Consider the following 21,270-nt stretch of genomic DNA (forward strand, 5'->3'; position numbering starts at 1 on the left):
AAGCGACGGCTGACAGATGTCAACCAACAGATAACAGCTGACAGATTTCGAAATCTGTCAGCTGTCAGCTGTTATCTGATACCTGTCAGCCGCCCGCCGTCACCCGCGCCCGGCCCGCCCCCACACCGTCCGCAGCCCCCCGTACACCGCCAGCGGCAGGGCCACCAGCAGCGCGGCCCAGAACGCCCCGTGCCCCCACACCTCGGCGATCGCCCGGAACAGTCCCTCGAACACCGGGATCCGCAGCGCCTCGACCGGCCCGAGCGGGCCCGGCCACGCCCCGAGGAACAGGGTGGCCGGGATCCAGAGCACGAACAGGACCCGGGCCGTGGCCGGCGTCCCGAGGGTGCTCACCAACGACACCACCGCCAGCAGGAGGACGAACCCGGCCTGGTAGGCCGCACCGGTCTGCCCCGTCCCCCAGGAGTCGGGCGTCCGGTGCACCCCGGTGGCCGCCAGCCGGACCTCGACCGCCGCCCACAGCAGCAGCACCAGCACCGCCGTCGTCCCGAGCGCGAACCGCACCCGGTCGCGCGCCCCCGCACCGCCCGTCCCCCACCGGCCGGACGAGCTGCTCCGCACCCGCTCAGCCCCGACCCCGGCACCAGCCCCCGCGCCGGCGGACGCGGACGACCGCGCCACGTTGCGCGCGTCCAGCCGCCGCCAGGCCTCCCGGACCTCCCTGCGGGCCTCCTGGGCGGGCTTCAGCAGCCGCCCGGCTCCCCGCTCGATCAGCGCGAGCCCCGCCACGATCGCCACCACCGCCGCGATGCCGGCCCAACTCCCCATCCCGCCCTCGAACATGACCACCCGCTCGGCCACCGGCTGCGGCGTCTCCAGCGCCGTCATCGGCGGTCCGAGCCGCAGGTAGCCGATCGCGAAGGCCCCGGCCCCGGTCAGCAGCACCGTGCCGACGCCCACCCGGGCGGGGAAGAAGGCGAGCACGGCGGCCGCGACGAAGCCCGCACCGAGCTGGCCGACCACCTGCCGGGCCGCCTGGTCGCCGGCCGTGCGCAGGTGGCCCCCGAAGGCACCGGTGGGCGAGATGTCGAGCTTCTCCCCCGCCTGGACCGGATGGCGGAGCACCGCCCCCGCCCACGACAGCAGCCCGAAGGCGAGGAGCAGCAGCACGACGGCCCCGGCCCGGCGCGGCAGCGCGGTGCGGGCGTGCGGCCACCAGGCCGCCAGCCGGCCCCGCCAGTCCACCGGCGGCCGGCGGCGCCGGTTGAGCCACAGCCGGGCCAGCCTCCCCTCCCGCCGTACCCCGGGCTCGGCCCCGGACCCGACACCGGGCTCGGCCCCGGACTCGGCCCCGGACCCGACACCGGGTTCGGCCCCGGGCTCGGAGCGTTCGGGCCGTCCCCGGCCACGCCGCCGCAGCGCCTCCGCCGCGACCAGGGCCGCCCGCCCGGCTGCGCCGGGTCGGCGCCCACCGCCCGGCGCCGGAGCGCGGACCAGCGGCGCCGCACCACGTCCCGGGGCGTGGCGGCCGCCGGGTCGGGGGCCGGTCGGCGGGCCACCGTCCGTACGGCACCGCGGGCGCCCGTGCCCGCCGTGAGCGCCCCGTCCACCACGGTGGCCGCGACCACGGCGGCGAGTTCCGACACCCGCGCGGGCAGCGGCAGCCGGTGCAGCGCGGCGGGCAGCGGTGAGAGCCGGCCGAGCAGCCGCCGGCGCTCCTCGGGCCGGATGCTCAGCCAGACCGCCTGCCGGTGCGCCTCCTCGCGCTCCTCCGGGCTGAGCCCGTCACCGCCGCGCCGGCCGCCGCCGACGGTGCGGGCCAGCCGGTCCACCTCGACCAGCACCTCGGGCAGTCCGGCCAGCGCGAGCAGCCGCGAGCAGTGCTCGCCCGCGCACTCGGGGTGGAAGCAGTCGTAGCGGGCGGCCACGGCAGGTCCCCCGCCCCGGACGAGTTCGTCGATGAACTCGGCACCGTCCGGCTCGGTGACCACGCGTTCCAGCCCGGTGGTGTCGATCGGACGGTCGCGGTAGTGCGGGACGGCGGACGGCGCGAAGGCGGCGCCGAGGGCGAGCACCGCGACCGCCGCCACGGACTCGCGCCGGGAGCCCGGCGACCTGGCCACGTCGGAGAGGTAGTGCAGATCGAAGCTGGTGTCCTCGACCTCGTCCCGCAGCCAGTCGCGCAGCCGCTCCGCTCCCCCGGTGGCGAGCCAGCGCGCCGCCGCGGCGGAGTTCCTGAGCAGCCCCTCGGTCAGCCGGACCGGATCGGTGAAGGGGTTGCCCAGGAAGGTGACCGGCCGGTGCACCCTGGCCTGGGTCTGCGGCCGGCGGCGGACCACCTCGGGGGTGCCGCCGGCCAGCCAGCTGCGGACCTGCGGCGCGGTCCAGCGGTCCTCCGGCATCTTGGTGAACAGCCCCTGGAGGAGCAGCAGTTGGCGCGGGTCGCGGACGGCGCCGAGGTCCACCTCCTCGCCCATGACCAGTTCCAGCTCCAGCTCCTGGTCGGCCGGGCGCTCGCCGTCCGCGCCGACGAAGCGGGGGCGGCCGACGAACAGTTCGTACAGCACGTTGCCGAGCCCCCACCAGGGCCCGGCCTGGTGGTTCTTGCCGGCCAGCTGCTCGGGGGCCATGTAGGCGACGGTCACCATCATCGCCGAGGTGAACCGGCGGCTGTCGGTGAGCCGGTCGACGCCGCCGAAGTCGGCGATCACGAACTCGCCGGACCCACGGCCGGGGCGCACCAGGATGTTGGCGGGCTTGAAGTCCAGCGGGTTTCGCTTGATCCGCTGCTGCCAGAAGTCGAGCAGGGCGACGAGCTCGTAGACGATCTGCTCGGTGGTCCGCCGGTCACCGTGCCCGCCCTCCCGCCACAGCGCGGCGACGTACGCGGCGAGGGTGGTCGGCAGGTACTCCATGGCCACCCAGTCGGCCTGGGCGCCGTGGTGCCGGACCCGCCCGAAGTCGATCAGGTGCGGGACGTGCCGGCGGAAGCCGTCGTTGCGCAGGTGGACGAGCAGCTCGTGGTCCATCGGCTGACCTGCGACGGCGACCTTGACGGCCGCGTCGCCGTGCCCGTCGGTGCGCCGGACGTACCAGACGGTGCCCTCGGAGCCGGCCCCGGCCCGGCCGAGCGGGATGAAGCGGTCCCGCAGGGCGTCCGGGAAGACTCCCTCGAAGGGGCCCTCGGCGCCGGGGAAGTCGCCGAACCCGGCCTCAGGGCCGCCCGGCCCTGCGTGGACTCCCCCGCCGGACCCTGCGTCTGGGCCACCGGCCGGGCCCGGGCTGCCGACCGGAGCGGGGCCGCCGGGCCCGATGCTGTCCTGCCAGGAGGACGAGCCCGCCCCCGGCCCGGGCCGGACGACCTCGGTCGCCGCCTCCGGGCCGACGCCTCCCGGAGGGCCGGGGCGTGCCGGCCGGACCGCCGTCGGAGCCTGCGGGTCGAAGCGCGGCCCGGAATCGGGCCTGCGCCGCGTGGCCGCCTCCGGGTCGAAACGCGGCGCGGCCGCGGGCACCCGCCGGGTCGCGGCCTCCGGGTCCACCCGGGCCGGCGGGACGGAACCGAGCCGGGACGACCGGCCCGGTACGGCGTCGGACGCCCGCCACCGCCCCCGCGACCACCGCTCCACCCTGCTCCGCGGCAGGTCGCCCGGCTCGGCCCCGGCGACCGACCGGGGTCTCGGCCCGCCCCGGCCGCCCTCCGCCGGATCCGCGCCCTCCGTCGTGCCCATGCGACGCTCTCCTCCCCCGCTGCCCGGACCGGCGCGGGGGCCGCGACCACGGGCGCGCCGGTGCCGGGGTGGTGTTCGACGCGCCATCATCCCCCATGGCGGGCACGGGTGTCGGCCGCTTTCCCGGATCAGGACCGACCTGCCGCAGGACCGATACCGAAGGCCCCGTCCGCGACGGGGGACGAGGCCTGAGCAGGACCCGAGCGGGAGCACGGGCAGGCCTTCAGCGCTCCTCGACCGGGCGCCCCTTCGGCTCCTCCACGACGCGCCGGGCGATCTCGTCCGGCCGCACCGGGCGGCCGAAGTGCCAGCCCTGCGCCCAGTCGCAGCCCATGGTCCGCAGCCGCTGGGCGTCCCGGTGGGTCTCCACGCCCTCGGCGGTGACGGTCAGACCGAGTGCGTGCGCCATCGACACCAGTCCGCTGACGATCCGCCACCCGGTGGACTCGTCCTTGCCCGGTTCGTGCAGGTCGCCGACGAAGGAGCCGGCGATCTTCAGCCCGGAGACCGGCAGGTCGCGCAGGTAGGCGAGGTTGGACCAGCCGGTGCCGAAGTCGTCCACGGCCAGCGACACGCCGAGGTCGACCAGCCCGTGCAGGGTGCGCAGCGCCTCGTCCTCGGGCCCGACCACGGTCGACTCGGTGATCTCCAGCTGCAACCGGGCCGGGTCCAGCCCGGTGTCGTCGAGGATTCGGGCGAGGTCGGTGACCAGCGCGGCGCTGCGGGCCTGCCGGACCGCCAGGTTGACGTTGAGCTGCGGGGCGGCGTCCCCGAACCGCTTGATCCAGTCCGCGGCCTGGCCGCAGGCCTGTTCCAGCACCCAGCGGCCGAGCGGCATGATCAGCCCGGTCTCCTCGGCGGTGGTGACGAACTCGTCCGGGCCGAGCACGCCGAGCTGCGGGTGGCGCCAGCGCACCAGCGCCTCCACGGCGGCCAGCCGGCCGTCCGCGAGGCGGTAGAGCGGCTGGTAGTCGATGAAGAACTCGCCGCGGTCCAGGGCCGCCGGCATCCGCACCGACACCGCGTAGCGGCTGACGGCGCGGGCGTTCTCCTTGGGGTCGAACAGCGTCCAGCGGCCGCGCCCGGCCTCCTTGGCCCGGTACAGCGTGAGGTCCGCGGCCCGTACGGCGGCGCCCGGGGTGGTGGTGGACACCCGCCGCTCCAGCACGCCGACGCTGGCGCCGACGGCGAGCTTGTGGTCACCGATCAGCACCGGCCCTGACAGGGCCTTGAGCACGGTCTTCGCGGCGGCCACCGCCTCCTGCTCGCCCCGGCACTTCTCCAGCAGGACGACGAACTCGTCGCCGCCGAGCCTGGCCACCAGGTGGCCGAGCGGGGTGAGGGCGGCCTTGAGCCGGGCGGCGACGGCGGCCAGCAGCTGGTCGCCCATGTCGTGGCCGAGGCTGTCGTTGACCACCTTGAAGCCGTCGAGGTCGACGTAGCAGAGGCCGAAACGGGCGCCCGGCTCGGGCTCCTCGAACAGCTTCTCCAGCCGCTCGAAGAAGGCCGAGCGGTTGGGCAGGCCGGTCAGCGGGTCGTGGGTGGCCTGGTAGCGCAGCCGCTCCTGGAGCCGGTACCGGTCGGTGACGTCCTCCAGCATCGCGACCTGGTACTGCGGGATGCCGTCGTCGTCGCGGATCAGCGAGACGGTCAGGTGGGTCCAGACCACCTCGCCGTCCTGGCGGTAGTACGGCTTGTCGAACTGGAAGTAGTCCCGTTTGCCACTGATCAGCTCCTCGTACGCCTCCCACACGCCCGGGGCGTCCTCGGGGTGCACGAGATCGCCGACCCGGCGGCCGATCATGTCCTCCGGGCCCGCGCCGAACAGCTCCTGGAGGGCCTTGTTGACCGCCATGATGTTGCCGTCGGTGTCGCCGATGCCGATGCCGATCGCGGCGCTCTCGAACAGTGCCCTGAACCGGGCCTCGGACGCGCGCAGCGCCCGTTCGGCCTCCTTGCGGGCGGCGTCGGCGGCGGTGCGGATCGCCTCCTGCTCGTTCAGCGTGCGCTCGCGCAGGGCGCCCGCCCAGCCGGCCGCGAAGGCGCCGGTCAGGGCGGGGCCGCGGTCGTCGTGGACGGGCTGCGCCTGGAGCAGCTCGACCGCCCTGGCCAGCAGCACCGGGTCGGTGAAGTGCGCGTCGACCAGTTCGGCGCCGGCCTGTGCGGCCAGCCGGGGCTCGAACGGGTCGTCCTCCTGGGCCCGGTGCAGCAGCGCGGCGGTGCGCGCGACCAGCCGGCCGAGCAGGCCGGGGTGGACGGCGATGCCGTGGTCGGCGGAGAGCAGCCGGGCCCAGTCCTCGTGGAACCGCTCCGCGTCGCCGCGCACCGGGGTGGTACTCATCTGCTGAACCTGGTTCCTCTGGTGCACGCGCCGGTTCCGGCGGCCGCCGCGCGGGGCGTGCGGCCGTCGGTGCCTCGTCCGTCGCGTCCGCTCAAGGGCGGATCCCCACGCCAGCCACCCCGGTCATCCGCTCGGGGTGCTCGCCGACCGTACCGGGCTGGTCCGGGCGCCACTGCGGCAGGTAGACCACGCCCGGTTCGACCAGCTCGAAGCCGGAGAACATCGCGGTGATCTGCTCGTGGGTGCGCATGGTCAGCGGGGTGGGCGTCATCCGGTAGAGCTTCTGGTGGTCCTCGGCCTGGTCGGGGCGGCCCTCCAGGGAGGCGTGCGAGAGGACCAGCGCGCTGCCGGGCGGGAGGGCGTCGCGGATCGTCCCGATCAGCTTCCACGGGTCCTCGTCGTCGCTGACGAAGTGCGCGACGGCGACCAGCAGCACGGCCACCGGCTCCCCGGCCGCGAGCAGCTCGGTGACCTCGGGGCGGGCCATCAGGTCGGCGACGTCGCGCAGGTCCGCCTGGACGACGTCGCTGTCCGGGTCGTCCTCCAGCAGCAGGCGGCTGTGCGCGACGGCGACCGGGTCGCGGTCCACGTAGACGACCTTCGACTCGGGGCGGATCGCGCGGGCGATGTCGTGCAACGCGCCGAAGGTCGGGATGCCCGAGCCGATGTCCAGGAAGCGGGTGATGCCCTGCTCGGCGAGGAAGGTCACGGCGCGACGCAGGAAGGCGCGGTTGGAGCGCATGATCTGGGGCAGCTCGGGCCACAGGGCGATCGCCTTGCGGGCCATCTCCCGGTCGACCTCGAAGTTGTGTGAGCCCCCCAGGTAGTAGTCGTAGACCCGCGCGGCGTTCGGTTTGTCCAGGTCCGTACCCTCCGGTACCCAGTTCGGTCGCCGCATGCCTGTGACTCCTTCACTCCGGTTTATGGGGCCGCAGCGCCCTGAGGGTGCTGCTGTGACTGATGAGACTACAAGCACAGAAGATCCTCCTCCGCACCCCGAACGGGTGCAAGCGGAGTGCACCCTTCCTGGCGGGCGGGCGTTTCCGGAACGTTCACCTCCGCTCCGGGCCCGGGTCGCGGACCAACTCGGCAACGGCCCACCGGCGTTCGGGCCTCGGTCCGGCCGGGCCGGACTAGGGTGGGGACGTGGACCCGAACCACTACCGATTCCGGGGCGTCTGGCGGCTCGCGGCTCCGGCATCCGCCGTGTACGCGGCGCTGGAGGACGTGCAGGGCTATCCGCGGTGGTGGCCGGAGATCCGCGAGGTCCGGCGGACCGGCGCGGACTCCGGGGACGTGGTGGTGCGCGCGCTGCTGCCGTACCGGCTGGTGATCGGACTGACGGCGACCCGGCGCGACCCGGCCGCCGGAGTGCTGGAGGTGGCCATGCGGGGCGACCTGGACGGATGGTCGCGGTTCACCGTGACGGCGGACGGACAGCCGGGCGGGGCGGGCGGGACGGTCGGGGCGGGCCGCGGGGGCAGTCGGGTGCTGTTCGAGGAGGACACCCGGCCCGGCAAGCCACTGCTGCGCCGGCTGGCCCTGCCGCTGCACCCGCTGTTCCGGGCCAACCACGCGGTGATGATGTGCCGGGGACGGCGGGGGCTCGCGGCGCACCTGGCGGAGCGGGGTGACAGATGAGCGGGGTGACAGATGACAGACGACAACTTTCAGCGAACAGATGACAGATTTCGAAATCTGTCATCTGTTCGCGGCGCACCCCGACCTGCCCCCGGACCCGCCCCCGCCCCTGCCGTCCCTGCCGTCCCTGCCGGCACCCCCGCCGGCACCCCCGACTTCGGCTTCGACGCCCCCTTCGACCGCACCGGCACCGGCAGCAGCAAGTGGGCCCGCGCGGACGCCCCCGGGGTGATCCCGATGGGCCTCGCCGACATGGACCTGCCCGGCCCGCCCGCCGTCGCCGAGGCACTGGAGCACCGCGCCCGCCACCGCGCGTACGGCTACACGGTCTGCGACCCGGCCGGCCGCTTGCTGGTGGCCGACTGGTACCGCACCCGGCACGGCGCCGCGGTGGACCCGGACTGGGTCCTGCTGCTGCCCTGCGGCCCGCGCACCGCCCTGCGCGTCCTGCTGGAGGCCGTACGGCCGCAGGCCCCCGTCCTCTTCCCCACTCCCGAGTGGGGCGGCTTCGCCCAGCTCTGCCGCGCGGCCCGCCTCCCGTACCGCGAGCTGCCGCTGCACCTCGGCCCCGGCGGGTACCGGCTCCCGCCCGGTCCGCTCCCCCGCCCGGCCGCGGCCCTGCTGCTGAGCAGTCCGCACAACCCCTCCGGCCGGGTGTGGCCGACCGGCTCGGTGCGCGACCTCGCCGCGCGGGCGGCGGAGAACGGCACGCTGCTGGTCTCGGACGAGGTGCACGGCGACCTCACCCACCCCGGTCACCCGCACCCCGTCGCCGTCACCACCGCCGACCCGGCGCACCGCCACCTCGTCGTCACCCTGAGCTCCGTCGGCAAGACCTTCAACTGCTCCGGCATCCCCAGCAGTTTCGCGCTCGTCCCCGACCCCGGGCTGCGGGCCCGGTTCGCCGAGGCACTGGCCGGCTACGGCCTCTGGGAGGGCGGCCTGCTGGAACAGACCGTGCAGCAGGCGGCGCTGCGCGAGGGCGGCCCCTGGCTGGACGCGCTGCTCGCCCACCTCTCCGCAGCCCGCACCCGCCTGACCGACCGGCTGGGGCCCGCCGTCCGCTCCGCCCCGCAGGCCTCCTACCTGCTCTGGCTGGACGCCTCCGCACTCGGCCTGCCGCCCGCCGACGCCCGCCGGGCACTGTTGGAGCGCTGCGGCCTGGAGGCCTCCGACGGCGCCGACTTCGGCCCCGGCGGCCGGGGCTCGCTGCGCCTGAACTACGCCCTCCCCGGCCCGGCGCTGACGACCGTCCTGGCGCGCCTGGAGCGCCTGTGACCCCGGCACATGCCCCGGCCGGACGCCGCCCGTTCCCCACCCGCCGACCGCCGGAAAATCCCCGTTCTCACCCGTTCGCCACACCCCTGACCTGCAAGAACGAACGTTCACACGATTTTTGCGGGGCGCCCCCGCATGCTCCGTAGCAGACTGGGCAGGAAGACCGGGCCGCAATCGTGATCCCGAGGATGGTGAGTCCGGTGATACCGGTATCCCGCACCACTCCGCCCGACCGGCAGAGCACGCCACCACCCCCCGCGGGGGTGACCCCGTTGACCGAATCGGGGGCGCGCAGCCACGTGTCGGGCGTCTGTTTCAAGATCGGACCTCCCCGCCTGGTCGGGGTGGAGGTCGAGTGGTTCGTCCACGACGACCGATGTCCGACCCGACCCGTACGGCCCGAACTGCTCCACGCCGCACTGGAGTCGCTGCCCCTCGGCGGCTCGGACGGCACCTCGCTCCCCTCCGGTTCGCGTCTCACGCTCGAACCCGGCGGACAGGTAGAGCTCAGCTCCCCGCCCGCCACCGGCCTCGTGGCCTGCGTCGAGGACACCCGACGCGATCTGACCGCCCTGCGGGCCGCCTTCGCGGCGCAGGGCCTGCGACTCACCGGCACCGGGACGGACCCACTGGCCCGCCCCCGAGAGATGGTGCTGGACCACCCCCGCTACCTCGCGATGGAGCGTTTCTTCGACTCCGCCGGGCCCTGGGGCCGGATCATGATGACCGGTACCGCGTCCGTGCAGGTGTGTCTGGACGCCGGTGAGGCCGACGGCGCGCACGCGGTCGAGCGCCGCTGGCGGCTGGTCCACCGGCTCGGCCCGGTACTGGTCGCCGCCTTCGCCAACTCCCCCGTCCTGGACGGCCGTCCGACCGGCTACCGGTCCACCCGGCAGACCGTCTGGTCCCGGATGGATCCGACCCGCACCCTCGCACCCGAGCCCGACCACGGCGATCCGCGCGAGGCCTGGGCACAGTACGTGCTGGATGCCCAAGTGCTGTGCGTACGACGGCCCGAGGGCCTGCCCTGGACGGTGCCGGCCGGACTGACCTTCCGCGACTGGATCCGCGGCGGAGGCGAACGCCCGCCCACGCTCGACGACTTGGACTACCACCGCACCACCCTCTTCCCGCCGGTGCGCCCACACGGCCACCTGGAGCTGCGGATGATCGACGCCCAGCCCGGGGACGGCTGGACGGTGGTCACCGCGCTGGTCACCGCGCTGCTGGACGACCCGGTGGCCGCCGACGCCGCGCTGGCCGCGGTGGAGCCGCTGGAGTGCGCGGGCGGTCCACGCCCACCGCGCAGCGAGGCCTGGCACCGGGCCGCCACCCTCGCGATGGCCGACCCCGAGCTGCGCCGGGCCACCCTCGCCTGCTTCGCCGCCGCCGACGCCGCGCTGGGCCGCCTGCCCGGTGCCGGGCGGCTGCGCGCCGCCGTCGCCGACTTCGCCGAGCGCTACCCCGCGCGCGGCCGCTGCCCGGCCGACGACCAGCTGGACGCCCTGCGCTCCGGCGTCCGACCCACGCCCCCGGAGGAGGCCTCATCATGACCGACGTCCGACCCCACGGGGGTGCCGGGGCAGGCAGCACGGACCGCACCGGCGCCACCAGCGCCACCGGGTCGATCGGGTCGATCAGCGACATCGACGGCATCAGCGACATCGGCGGCCTCGACAGTGTCGGCACCGAGGCCCTGCGCGAGAGCATCGCCGCCGAGCTGCTGGCCGCCCGCGCCCGGACCGCCGCGCTGACCGACTGCGTCGACGAGGGCGATCTCACCGCCCAGCACTCCCCGCTGATGTCCCCGCTGGTCTGGGACCTCGCGCACATCGGCAACCAGGAGGAACTCTGGCTGCTGCGCAACGTCGGCGGCCGCGATCCGATGCACCCGGAGATCGACCCGATGTACGACGCGTTCCAGCACCCGCGCGCCGAGCGCCCCAGCCTGCCGCTGCTGCCGCCCGCCGAGGCCCGCGCCTACGCCCACGACGTCCGCGGCCGGGTGCTGGACCTGCTGGCCGCCAGCCCGCTGGAGGGCGCGCCGCTGCTGGAGGCCGGGTTCGCGTTCGGGATGATCGCCCAGCACGAGCAGCAGCACGACGAGACCATGCTGATCACCCACCAGCTCCGCAAGGGGGAGCCGGCCCTGGCCGCGCCCCCGCCACCGCCCGCACCCGCCGACGCCGCCACCCTGCCCACCGAAGTCCTCATCCCCGCGGGCCCGTTCACCATGGGCACGGACACCGAACCGTGGGCGCTGGACAACGAGCGCCCGGCGCACGCCGTCGACCTGCCGGCCTTCCTGCTGGACACCACCCCGGTCACCAACGCCGCCTACCAGCGCTTCATCGCGGACGGCGGCTACGACGACCCGCGCTGGTGGAAGCCGGAGGGCTGGGAGCACCGCCGGCGCGCCGACCTGACCGCCCCGCTGTTCTGGCACCTCCAGGACGGCCAGTGGCTCCGCCGCCGCTTCGGCACGGTCGAGCCGGTCGAGCCGAACGAACCGGTGCTGCACGTCAGTTGGTACGAGGCGGACGCGTACGCCCGGTGGGCCGGGCGGCGGCTTCCCACCGAGGCGGAGTGGGAGAAGGCCGCCCGGTACGACCCGGCCACCGGCCGTTCCCGCCGCTACCCCTGGGGCGACGGGCCGCCCGGTCCCGAGCACGCCAACCTCGGCCAGCGGCACCTGCGCCCGGCCGGTGCCGGAAGCTATCCGAAGGGCCAGTCCCCGTACGGTGTCCGGCAGTTGATCGGTGACGTGTGGGAGTGGACGGCGAGCGACCTCCGCGCCTACCCGGGCTTCCTGGCCTGGCCGTACCGGGAGTACTCGGAGGTGTTCTTCGGACCCGAGTACAAGGTGCTGCGCGGCGGCTGCTTCGCGGTGGCGCCGGTCGCCTGCCGGGGCACCTTCCGCAACTGGGACTACCCGGTCCGACGGCAGATCTTCGCCGGGTTCCGCACCGCGCGCGACCTGGAGACCAGCTGATGTGCCGTCATATCGCCTACCTGGGCGTGCCAGTGGCGCCCAGGGAGCTTCTGGTGCATCCGCCGCACGGGCTGTACCGGCAGTCCTGGGCGCCCCGGGTCCAGCAGTACGGAACGGTCAACGTGGACGGCTTCGGCCTCGGCTGGTACGCGGACGGGGACGAGGTGCCCGCCCGCTACCGCCGGACCGGACCGATCTGGGCCGACGAGACCTTCGCCGACCTGGCCCGGGTGGTCCGGACCCGGGCACTGCTGGCCGCCGTCCGCTCCGCCACCGAGGGCTGCGCGGCGGGCGAGAGCGCGGCCGCGCCGTTCACCGCCGACCGCTGGCTGTTCAGCCACAACGGAGCGGTGACCGGCTGGCCGGGCAAGCTGGACGCACTGGCCGCCCTGCTGCCCCCGGCCGAACTGCTGGACCTGGAGGCGCGCACCGACTCGGCGCTGCTGTGGGCGCTCACCCTGCACCGGCTGCGGGCCGGCGCCGGACTCGGCGAGGCACTGGCGGGCACCGTCGCGGACGTCGCCGCGCACACCACCGGGCGGCTCAACCTGCTGCTCACCGACGGCACCGCGATCGCCGCGACCACCTGGGGCGACACCCTCCACCACCGCACCCTGCCCGGCCTGGGCACGGTGGTGGCCTCCGAGCCGTACGACGACGCACCGGGCTGGACGCCGGTGCCGGACGGTTCGCTGCTGCTCGTGGACTCGCGAGGCGTCACCACGGGCCGGATTCCCGGCCGCGACTGACCTCACTCTCCCTTCAACTCCTGAACAGAGGAACCACCCCGTCATGGAAACCTTCGATCTCACCCGACTGCTGCCCGCCGACCACTTCAGCACCGCGCTGCGCCACGACGTGCAGCTCGGACTGACCTCCGAGCCCAAGTGGCTGCCGCCGAAGTGGTTCTACGACGCGAGGGGCAGCGAGCTGTTCGAGGAGATCACCCGGCTGCCCGAGTACTACCCGACCCGCGCGGAACGGGCCATCCTGACCGCCGGGGCCGGCGAGATCGCCGCGGCCACCGGGGCCCGCACCCTGGTCGAGCTGGGCTCCGGCTCCTCCGAGAAGACCCGGCTGCTGCTGGACGCCCTGCGCGCGCTCGGCACCCTGGAGACGTACGTCCCGGTGGACGTCAGCGAGAGCGCGCTGACCGCGGCCGGCGCCGCGCTCGCCGCCGAGTACCCCGGGCTCGCGGTGCACGGCGTGCTCGCCGACTTCACCGCCAGGCTCGGCCTGCCCCCGGAGGGCGGCCCGCGCCTGGTCGCCTTCCTCGGCGGGACCCTCGGCAACCTGCTGCCCCACGAGCGCGCGGTCTTCCTGCGCGGCCTGCGCGCCGCCCTCGACCCGGGCGACTTCCTGCTCCTCGGAACCGACCTGGTCAAGGACCCGGCGGTGCTGGTCGCCGCCTACGACGACGCCTCCGGGGTGACCGCCGAGTTCAACCGGAACGTGCTGAACGTGCTCAACCGCGAGCTGGGGGCCGACTTCGACCCGGACGCCTTCGAGCACGTCGCGCGCTGGGACGCCGAGCAGGAGTGGATCGAGATGCGGCTGCGCTCGCTGCGCTCGCAGACCGTGAAGATCCCGGCCCTGGACCTGCCGGTGCACTTCGCCGGGGGCGAGGAGCTGCGCACCGAGGTGTCGGCCAAGTTCCGCCGGGAGCGGGTGGCCGGGGAGCTGGCGGCGGCCGGGCTGCGGCTGAGCCACTGGTGGACCGACCCGGAGGGCCGGTTCGGGCTCTCGCTCGCGGTGCCGGCCTGACCGCCCCGCCCGGGAAGCCCGCCCGGACGGTCCGGCCGGGCTGCCCGGGCGGGGCGAGCCACCCCAGCCGTCCACTCGTTCGGACCGTCCACCCGCCGGGAGAGCCCTCGGGCAACCCAATTTGCTTGTTCACCTTACGAATTCTCAGAGCAAAACTTGAGCATCCTGATGTACAAGTCTTAAACGAATAGGGGTTACGATCTCGGCGACCGAGCTCAGCGTTGAGTACCAGGAGTCAGATCGTGAGCGTCACCCAGAAGCCCTCCGGGGCGGTCGAGGCCCCCGCGCCCGGCCGCCTCGGCTTCGTCGTCTTCATCGCCGCGGCAGCGGCCCTCGGTGGCTTCCTGTTCGGCTACGACAGCTCCGTGATCAACGGCGCCGTCTCCGGAATCCAGGAGAAGTTCGCCGTCGGCAGCGGCGTGACCGGTCTGATCGTCTCCTCCGCCCTGCTCGGCTCGGCGATCGGCGCCGCGGTGGCCGGGCGGTTCGCCGACCGCTACGGCCGCATCAAGGTCATGAAGGCGGGCGCGCTGCTGTTCGCGATCAGCGCCGTCGGCTCGATGCTGCCGTTCTCCGCCTGGGACCTGGCCCTCTGGCGCGTCCTCGGCGGCGCGGCCATCGGCATCGCCTCGGTGATCGCCCCGACCTACATCGCCGAGGTCGCGCCGACCAGGTACCGGGGCCGGCTGGCCTCCTTCCAGCAGGCCGCGATCGTGCTCGGCATCGCGATATCCCAGCTGGTCAACTGGGCGCTGGCGCGGGCCGCCGGTGGCGACACCCGGGGGCAGCTGCTCGGCCTGGAGGCCTGGCAGTGGATGCTCGGCATCTGCGTCGTCCCGGCCGCGGTCTACTTCGTGCTCTCCTCGGTCATCCCCGAGTCCCCGCGCTACCTGATCCAGGCGGGACGCCTGGACGAGGCCAGGAAGGTGCTCGCCGCGGTCGAGGGCGAGGGCGTGGACGGCGACGCCCGGATCGCCGAGGTCCAGGCGCTGATCGCCTCCGACCACCGGCCCCGCTTCCGCGACCTGCTCGGCGGCCGCTTCGGCCTGCTCCCGATCGTCTGGGTCGGCATCGGCCTGTCGGTCTTCCAGCAGCTGGTCGGCATCAACGTGATCTTCTACTACTCGTCGATCCTGTGGCAGTCGGTCGGCATCGACCAGAGCAACTCGCTGCTGATCAGCTTCGTCGGCTCGGTGATCAACATCCTCGGCACCGTGATCGCGATCGTGCTGGTCGACCGGATCGGCCGCAAGCCGCTCGCCCTGATCGGCTCGGCAGGCATGGCGGTCGCGCTCGGCACGGCCGGCTGGGCCTTCTCCTCGGCCACCGGCAGCGGCGACAACCTCACCCTGCCCGACCTCCAGGGCACCGTCGCGCTGGTCGCCGCCAACGCCTTCGTGCTGTTCTTCGCGATGTCCTGGGGCGTGGTCGTCTGGGTGATGCTCGGCGAGATGTTCCCGAACCGGATCCGCGCCGCCGCGCTCTCCGTCGCCGCCTCCGCGCAGTGGATCGCGAACTGGGTGATCACCGTCTCGTTCCCGTCCATGTCGCGCTGGAACCTGTCGGCGACCTACCTGATCTACGCCGCCTTCGCGGCGCTGTCCATCCTCTTCGTGGCGAAGTTCATGAAGGAGACCAAGGGCATCCGGCTGGAGGACATGGGCTGATCCGCCCGTCGGACCACCGGCCCCCGCACCCCGGCGCCATCGGCGCGCGGGTGCGGGGGCCGAATCGTTTCCGCAGGGCCTTGCCCGCGGAACCTTGCCCGCGGGGCACCGGTCCGTTTCGACGGGGACCGGGCCCGTACGACCCCGCCCCGCGTCAGGAACGTTCCGCCTCGCTTCGGGGCCGCCCCGACTCGGTGCGGGGCCGCTCCGCCTCGCTTCGGGGCCGCTCCGCCTCGGTTCCGCGCTGTTCGGCGAGCCTGGCGTAGCGCAGCGCGAGTCCGTCGAGCAGCGCCTCCAGGCCGGTCTCGAAGGCGCCCTCGTCCACCGCCCCCCGGTGCCCGGACAGCCGGTGCGCCTCGCCGAGGTGCGGGTAGTCGGCCGCGTCGTAGACCTCGGCGTCCGCCGGGAAGCCGGCCGCGAAGGAGGCGAGGGCCGAGCCGGTGACGAAGTAGCGCATCAGCGCGCCGATCCTGGTCGCCTGGCCCCGCGGCCACCCGGCCTCGACCAGGTGGCCGAAGACCGCGTCGGCCAGCCGCAGCGCGTTCGGCCGACGCCCGGGCCCCTGGGCGAGCACCGGGACGATGTTGGGGTGGGCGGCCAGCGCGGCGCGGTAGGAGCGGGCCCAGTCGCGCAGCGCCCGCGGCCAGGGGTTCGTCACGCTCCCGAACATCGACAGGTCGACTTCGCCGATGACGCTGTCCACCACGGCGTCCAGCAGTTCGTCCTTGGTGGCGAAGTGGTTGTAGAGCGAGGGCCCGCTGACCGAGAGCTCGGTGGCGAGGCGGCGGGTGGAGAGGGCGTCCAGTCCCTCGTCGTCGATCAGCCGCAGGGCGGCGGCGACGATGCGCTCGCGGCTGAGCAGCGGGGTGCGTGGACGGGCCATCGCGGCGGGGTCCTCCGATCCTCCGGATTCATCCGGATCATCCGGCCGGGTGTGCTGGGGCCGATTCTGGCAGGTCCCCCTTCCCAGCACCGGCCGGGCGGGGCTACAGTCCCCCATAAAACTTGCAGCGCTAGTTTAATGGGTCCGGGCCTCGCCCCCAGGCCCTGGACACCGGATTCGGGAGCCGCCGTGAACCTGGAGTTGTCCGAGGAGCAGAGCGCCGTCCGGGACCTCGCCGCCTCCTTCGCCGACCGCGAGATCGTGCCGTACGCCGCCGGGTGGGACCGCGCCGAGTCCGTCGACCGCGCGATCATCGGCAAGCTGGCGAAGGTCGGCTTCCTCGGGCTGACCATCCCCGAGGAGTACGGCGGCAGCGGCGGCGACCACCTCGCGTACTGCCTCGTCCTGGAGGAACTCGGGCGCGGCGACTCGGCCGTGCGCGGGATCGTCTCGGTCTCGCTCGGCCTGGTCGGCAAGTCGGTCAACGCCTTCGGCACCGAGGAGCAGAAGCGGCACTGGCTGCCCCGGCTCACCTCCGGCGCGGCGCTCGCCTGCTTCGCGCTCACCGAGCCCGGCACCGGATCCGACGCCGCCAACCTCACCACCCGGGCCGTCCGGGACGGCGACAGCTGGCTGATCAGCGGCGCCAAGACGTTCATCACCAACGGCACCTGGGCCGACGTCGCCCTGGTCTTCGCCCGCACCGGCGGCGGCGAGCCCGAACAGCGGGGCCACCGGGGCATCACCGCCTTCCTGGTCCCGACCGGCCTGCCCGGATTCACCCGCACCGAGATCCACGGCAAGCTCGGCCTGCGCGGCCAGGCCACCGCCGAACTCGGCTTCGACGGCGTCCGGGTGCCGGACGGCGCCCGGCTCGGCGAGGTCGGCAAGGGGTTCACGGTGGCGATGGCCGCGCTGGCCAAGGGCCGGATGTCGGTGGCTGCCGGCTGCGTCGGCATCGCCCGGGCCTGCCTGGAGGCCGCGGTCCGCTACGCCGGCGAGCGCGAGCAGTTCGGCAAGCCGATCGCCTCGCACCAGCTCGTCCAGGAGCTGCTGGCCGGCATCGCCGTGGACGTCGAGGCGGCCCGGCTGCTCACCTGGAAGGTCGCCGACCACATCGAGCGCGGCCTGCCGTTCGCCACCGAGTCCTCCGTCGCCAAGCTGTACGCCAGCGAGGCCGCCGTCCGGGCCGCCAACAGCGCGCTCCAGGTCTTCGGCGGCTACGGGTTCATCGACGAGTACCCGGTCGGCAAGTACCTGCGCGACGCGCGGGTGATGACCCTCTACGAGGGCACCAGCCAGATCCACCAGCTGCTCATCGGACGCGCCCTCACCGGCGTCAACGCCTTCTGACGTCGACGAGAGCGTCCTGCGCAAGAGCATCCCCGCCACCCGACAAGGAGCCCGACGACGTGCGCCCCGTCTACTTCGCCGCCGCCCGCCGCACACCCATCGGCCGGTTGCGCGGCGCGCTCGCCACGGTCCGCCCGGACGACCTCTCGGCCACCGTGCTGCGCGCCCTGCTGGCCGACGTGCCCGCCCTCGACCCGGCCCGGATCGACGACGTCTACTGGGGCGCCGCCAACCAGGCCGGCGAGGACAATCGCAACGCCGCCCGGATGGCCGTCCTGCTGGCCGGGCTGCCTGAAACCGTCCCCGGTGCCACCGTCAACCGGCTCTGCGCCTCCGGCCTGGAGGCCGTCACCCTCGCCGCCCGGGCCATCGGCTCCGGCGAGGCGGACGTGGTGCTGGCCGGCGGCTGCGAGTCGATGACCCGCGCCCCCTTCGTGCTGCCCCGGCCCGACGAGGCGCTGCCGCACCGGATGGAGACCTTCGACACCCGGCTCGGCTGGCGGCTGACCAACCCTCGGATGGCCGAACTGCACGGCGTACTCGGCATGGGAGAGACCGCCGAGGAGGTGGCCACCCGGTACGGCATCGGCCGGGAGCGCCAGGACGCCTTCGCGCTGCGCAGCCACCGGCGGGCCGGCGCCGCCCGCAAGGACGGGCACTTCGACGCCGAGCTGATCCCGGTCGAGCGACCGGACGGGGTGACGGTGAGCCGGGACGAGGGCATCCGCGAGGACACCAGCCTGGCGAAGCTCGCCGGGCTCAAGCCGGTGTTCCGCCCCGGGGGCACGGTCACCGCCGGGAACGCCTCGCCGATGAACGACGGCGCGGCCGGACTGGTCCTGGTCGGTGAGGAGGCGCTGCGCGACCTCGGGCTCCAGCCGCTCGGCCGGTACGTGGCGGGCGCCTCGGCCGGGGTGCACCCGGACGTCATGGGCATCGGCCCGGTGCCGGCGACGGCGAAGGTGCTCGCCAGGGCCGGCTGGTCGCTCGCCGACCTGGACACCGCCGAGCTGAACGAGGCCTTCGCCGCCCAGGCGCTCGCCTCCGCCGACGGCCTCGGGTTCGGCCCGGAGCAGGCCGAGGAGGTGGTCAACCCGAGCGGCGGCGCGATCGCGCTCGGTCACCCGCTGGGCGGCTCCGGCGCCCGTATCCTCACCACCCTGCTGCACCGGATGCGCCGTACCGGAGCCCGGCGCGGCCTGGCCACCATGTGCGTGGGCGTGGGGCAGGGTACGGCCGTGCTGGTCGAGAACGTCTGACGAACCGGTGGCGGGCCACCCGCCCGCCGCCGCTGATCCCGACTTCCGAGGAGTGAAGCATGACGCGGTTCGCTGGGAAGGTCGCCGTGGTGACCGGCGCTGCGCAGGGCATCGGGGCGGCCACCGCCCGCCGGCTGGCGGAGGAGGGCGCGGCGGTCGCCGTGGTCGACCTCACCGCCGAACGGGCGGCCGGGACGGTCGCCGAGATCGCCGCCAAGGGCGGCACCGCCCGGGCGTACGGCTGCGACGTGGCCGACTACGACGCGGTGGAGGCGGTGTTCGCCCGGGTCGCGGAGGATCTCGGCGGCGTGCACATCCTGGTCAACAACGCCGGGATCACCCGGGACAACCTGTTCTTCAAGATGCCCAAGTCCGACTGGGACGCGGTGCTGACGGTCAACCTGACCAGCGCGTACAACTGCAGCCACGTCGCGCAGAAGTACATGGTGGCGCAGCGGTACGGGAAGATCGTCTCGCTCAGCTCGCGCTCCGCCCTCGGCAACCGGGGCCAGGCCAACTACGCGGCCGCCAAGGCCGGCATCCAGGGCCTCACCGCGACCCTGGCGATCGAGCTCGGGCCGTACAACGTCAACGTCAACGCCGTCGCCCCCGGGTACATCGCCACCGCGATGACCGCCGCCACCGCCGAGCGGGTCGGCAGCAGCGCCGAGGACCACCAGACCGAGGTCGCCGCCCGGACGCCGCTGCGCCGGGTCGGGCAGCCGGAGGAGATCGCCTCCGTGGTGGCCTTCCTGGCCAGCGAGGACGCCTCCTACGTCAGCGGGCAGACGCTGTACGTCAACGGCGGGGCGCGCTAGCGAGCCCACTGACGGATCGTCACCGGGTCGTCCCAGGCGGGAGGTTACTTTCCCCTGGGGCGGCCTTTACCTTTTCGCGTGGCCGAGCATGACCACGACCTTGATCACATGACCCCTCCAAATGACTATGGCATGATCATGCAGCTCTCGATGGGATGGCCGGACCGACCCGACCGGACCAGGTCGGGCCCTGCGTCCCAAGGAGTCCCATGGGCAGCCCCGCCACCCTCCGTCGCGCCCTGGCTCTGCTCGCCGTGGGGGCCACCGCCCTCACGGCCGGCACCGTCGCCGTACCGGCCGCCGGCACCGCGACCGCCGCCCCCTCGCACAACCTCTCGGGCGTCCACGTCCGCCCCGCCTCCTTCGGGCACCACAACGCCCAGGGCCGCGTCGCCCCGCTGAGCACCACCCAGTGCGTCAGCCAGATCGGCATCCACTGCTACTCGCCGCTGCAGTACCGGAACGCCTACAACCTGAACCCGCTGTACCAGGAGGGCATCACCGGCAAGGGCCGCACGATCGTCATCGTCGACTCCTTCGGCTCGCCGACCATCCAGCACGACCTGGAGGTCTTCGACAAGCAGTGGGGCATCCCGGACACCAACGTCGAGGTGGTCAAGTGGGGCAACGTCCCCGCCTTCGACCCGAAGAACCCCGACCACACCGGCTGGGCCGGCGAGACCACCCTGGACGTCGAGTACGCCCACGCGATCGCCCCCGACGCGCACATCGTCCTGGTCGAGACCGGTGTCGCCGAGACCGAGGGCACCACCGGCCTGCCCGAGATGATGGACGCCGAGAAGAGCCTGGTCCAGCAGGGTCGCGGCGACGTCATCTCGCAGAGCTTCGGCGCCACCGAGAACACCTTCCCGGGCTTCGAGAAGGGCGACTTCACGTCGCTCACCGACCTGCGCTACGCCTTCAAGGCCGCCGCCGACCGCAACGTGACCGTGCTCGCCGCCTCCGGCGACAACGGCGCCACCGACGCCAAGGAGAACGGCTCCGACCTGTACCCGTACAAGGTCAACTCCTGGCCGTCCTCGGACCCGCTGGTCACCTCCATCGGCGGCACCCAGCTCACCCTGGACGACAACGGCAACCGCACCGCGGACGACAAGGTGTGGCACGACAAGTCCGGCGCCGGCGGCGGTGGCGTGTCCGGCGTCTTCGAGCGTCCGTGGTACCAGGCCAGTGTCGCCGGGACCACCGGCAACCACCGCGGCACGCCGGACATCAGCATGAGCGCGGCCGTGGACGGCGCCGCCTGGACGTACGAGTCCTACGACCCGACCTCGGTCGGCTGGCACCTCACCGGCGGCACCAGCGAGGCCACCCCGCTGTTCTCCGGCGTCGTCGCCCTCGCCGACCAGCTGGCCGGCTACCGCCTCGGCCAGATCAACTGGCGCCTGTACGGCCTCAGCCTGCTCCCGAGCCAGTGGAGCGGCATCAAGGACGTGAAGCAGGGCGACAACGGCTGGGACGGCGTCACCGGCTACAACGCCACCGAGGGCTACGACCTCGCCAGCGGCCTGGGCACCATCGACGGCGCCCGGTTCGTGCACGCGATCGCCGGTCGGTGACCGGG

The 21,270-nt window shown here is 74.0% G+C and carries 16 protein-coding genes; 11 read left to right on the forward strand and 5 right to left on the reverse strand.

From position 1 onward, the window contains the following. Positions 1-99: 99 nt before the first annotated feature. The 4 genes from ACIQOW_RS23480 to ACIQOW_RS23495 form a co-directional block, all read right to left on the reverse strand. Positions 100-984 (reverse strand): hypothetical protein, encoded by an 885-nt coding sequence (locus tag ACIQOW_RS23480; RefSeq protein ID WP_401087915.1) that lies wholly within the window; start codon positions 982-984, stop codon positions 100-102. Further along, positions 897-3,689, reverse strand: coding sequence for a hypothetical protein (locus ACIQOW_RS23485; RefSeq protein ID WP_401087917.1), 2,793 nt, complete (start codon positions 3,687-3,689; stop codon positions 897-899). The genes ACIQOW_RS23480 and ACIQOW_RS23485 overlap by 88 nt, the downstream gene beginning before the upstream one ends. Before the next feature lie 223 nt (positions 3,690-3,912). Next, positions 3,913-6,030 (reverse strand): putative bifunctional diguanylate cyclase/phosphodiesterase, encoded by a 2,118-nt coding sequence (locus ACIQOW_RS23490; RefSeq protein ID WP_401087919.1) that lies wholly within the window; start codon positions 6,028-6,030, stop codon positions 3,913-3,915. Positions 6,031-6,121: 91 nt separating this feature from the next. Continuing rightward, a complete protein-coding gene (locus ACIQOW_RS23495) occupies positions 6,122-6,928 on the reverse strand; it encodes an SAM-dependent methyltransferase (RefSeq protein WP_401087921.1) in 807 nt (268 codons plus the stop codon). A gap of 248 nt (positions 6,929-7,176) precedes the next feature. Between ACIQOW_RS23495 and ACIQOW_RS23500 the strand changes: the two genes are divergently transcribed. The 7 genes from ACIQOW_RS23500 (at position 7,177) to ACIQOW_RS23530 (ending at position 15,372) form a co-directional block, all read left to right on the forward strand. Then, positions 7,177-7,671 (forward strand): SRPBCC family protein, encoded by a 495-nt coding sequence (locus ACIQOW_RS23500; protein WP_401087923.1) that lies wholly within the window; start codon positions 7,177-7,179, stop codon positions 7,669-7,671. A 12-nt stretch (positions 7,672-7,683) separates the two neighbouring features. Continuing rightward, positions 7,684-8,949: a MalY/PatB family protein gene (locus ACIQOW_RS23505; protein WP_401087925.1), complete on the forward strand. Its 1,266-nt coding sequence runs from the start codon at positions 7,684-7,686 to the stop codon at positions 8,947-8,949. Between the two features lie 263 nt (positions 8,950-9,212). After that, positions 9,213-10,502, forward strand: a complete 1,290-nt coding sequence (gene egtA / locus ACIQOW_RS23510; protein ID WP_401087927.1) for an ergothioneine biosynthesis glutamate--cysteine ligase EgtA — start codon at positions 9,213-9,215, stop codon at positions 10,500-10,502. Beyond that, positions 10,499-11,941, forward strand: coding sequence for an ergothioneine biosynthesis protein EgtB (gene egtB / locus ACIQOW_RS23515; protein ID WP_401087929.1), 1,443 nt, complete (start codon positions 10,499-10,501; stop codon positions 11,939-11,941). The genes egtA and egtB overlap by 4 nt, the downstream gene beginning before the upstream one ends. Further along, entirely contained in the window at positions 11,941-12,690 is a 750-nt protein-coding gene (gene egtC / locus ACIQOW_RS23520) for an ergothioneine biosynthesis protein EgtC (protein WP_401087930.1), read from the forward strand. The genes egtB and egtC overlap by 1 nt, the downstream gene beginning before the upstream one ends. Positions 12,691-12,733: 43 nt before the next feature. Next, on the forward strand, positions 12,734-13,705 hold the full coding sequence (egtD, locus tag ACIQOW_RS23525) for an L-histidine N(alpha)-methyltransferase (RefSeq protein WP_401087932.1): 972 nt from the start codon (positions 12,734-12,736) through the stop codon (positions 13,703-13,705). Positions 13,706-13,944: 239 nt separating this feature from the next. After that, a complete protein-coding gene (locus ACIQOW_RS23530; RefSeq protein ID WP_401088183.1) occupies positions 13,945-15,372 on the forward strand; it encodes a sugar porter family MFS transporter in 1,428 nt (475 codons plus the stop codon). Between the two features lie 154 nt (positions 15,373-15,526). Here ACIQOW_RS23530 and ACIQOW_RS23535 read toward each other — a convergent pair whose 3' ends face one another. After that, positions 15,527-16,255: a TetR/AcrR family transcriptional regulator gene (locus ACIQOW_RS23535; protein ID WP_401087933.1), complete on the reverse strand. Its 729-nt coding sequence runs from the start codon at positions 16,253-16,255 to the stop codon at positions 15,527-15,529. Positions 16,256-16,444: 189 nt separating this feature from the next. Here ACIQOW_RS23535 and ACIQOW_RS23540 point away from each other — a divergent pair, with 189 nt between their 5' ends. The 4 genes from ACIQOW_RS23540 (at position 16,445) to ACIQOW_RS23555 (ending at position 21,265) form a co-directional block, all read left to right on the forward strand. Further along, a complete protein-coding gene (locus tag ACIQOW_RS23540; RefSeq protein WP_401087935.1) occupies positions 16,445-17,608 on the forward strand; it encodes an acyl-CoA dehydrogenase family protein in 1,164 nt (387 codons plus the stop codon). 59 nt (positions 17,609-17,667) lie between these two features. After that, positions 17,668-18,867, forward strand: a complete 1,200-nt coding sequence (locus ACIQOW_RS23545; RefSeq protein WP_401087937.1) for a thiolase family protein — start codon at positions 17,668-17,670, stop codon at positions 18,865-18,867. Between the two features lie 59 nt (positions 18,868-18,926). After that, complete coding sequence (gene fabG, locus ACIQOW_RS23550) at positions 18,927-19,685, forward strand: 3-oxoacyl-ACP reductase FabG (RefSeq protein ID WP_401087939.1); 759 nt, start codon at positions 18,927-18,929, stop codon at positions 19,683-19,685. Positions 19,686-19,894: 209 nt separating this feature from the next. Then, positions 19,895-21,265 carry a S8 family serine peptidase gene (locus tag ACIQOW_RS23555; RefSeq protein ID WP_401087940.1) on the forward strand — a complete coding sequence of 457 codons (1,371 nt, stop codon included), beginning with the start codon at positions 19,895-19,897 and terminating at the stop codon, positions 21,263-21,265. The last annotated feature ends 5 nt before the right edge of the window (positions 21,266-21,270 follow it).

This window comes from Kitasatospora sp. NPDC091335 (genome assembly GCF_044757205.1).
In the GTDB taxonomy this organism is placed as follows: Bacteria; Actinomycetota; Actinomycetes; order Streptomycetales; family Streptomycetaceae; genus Kitasatospora.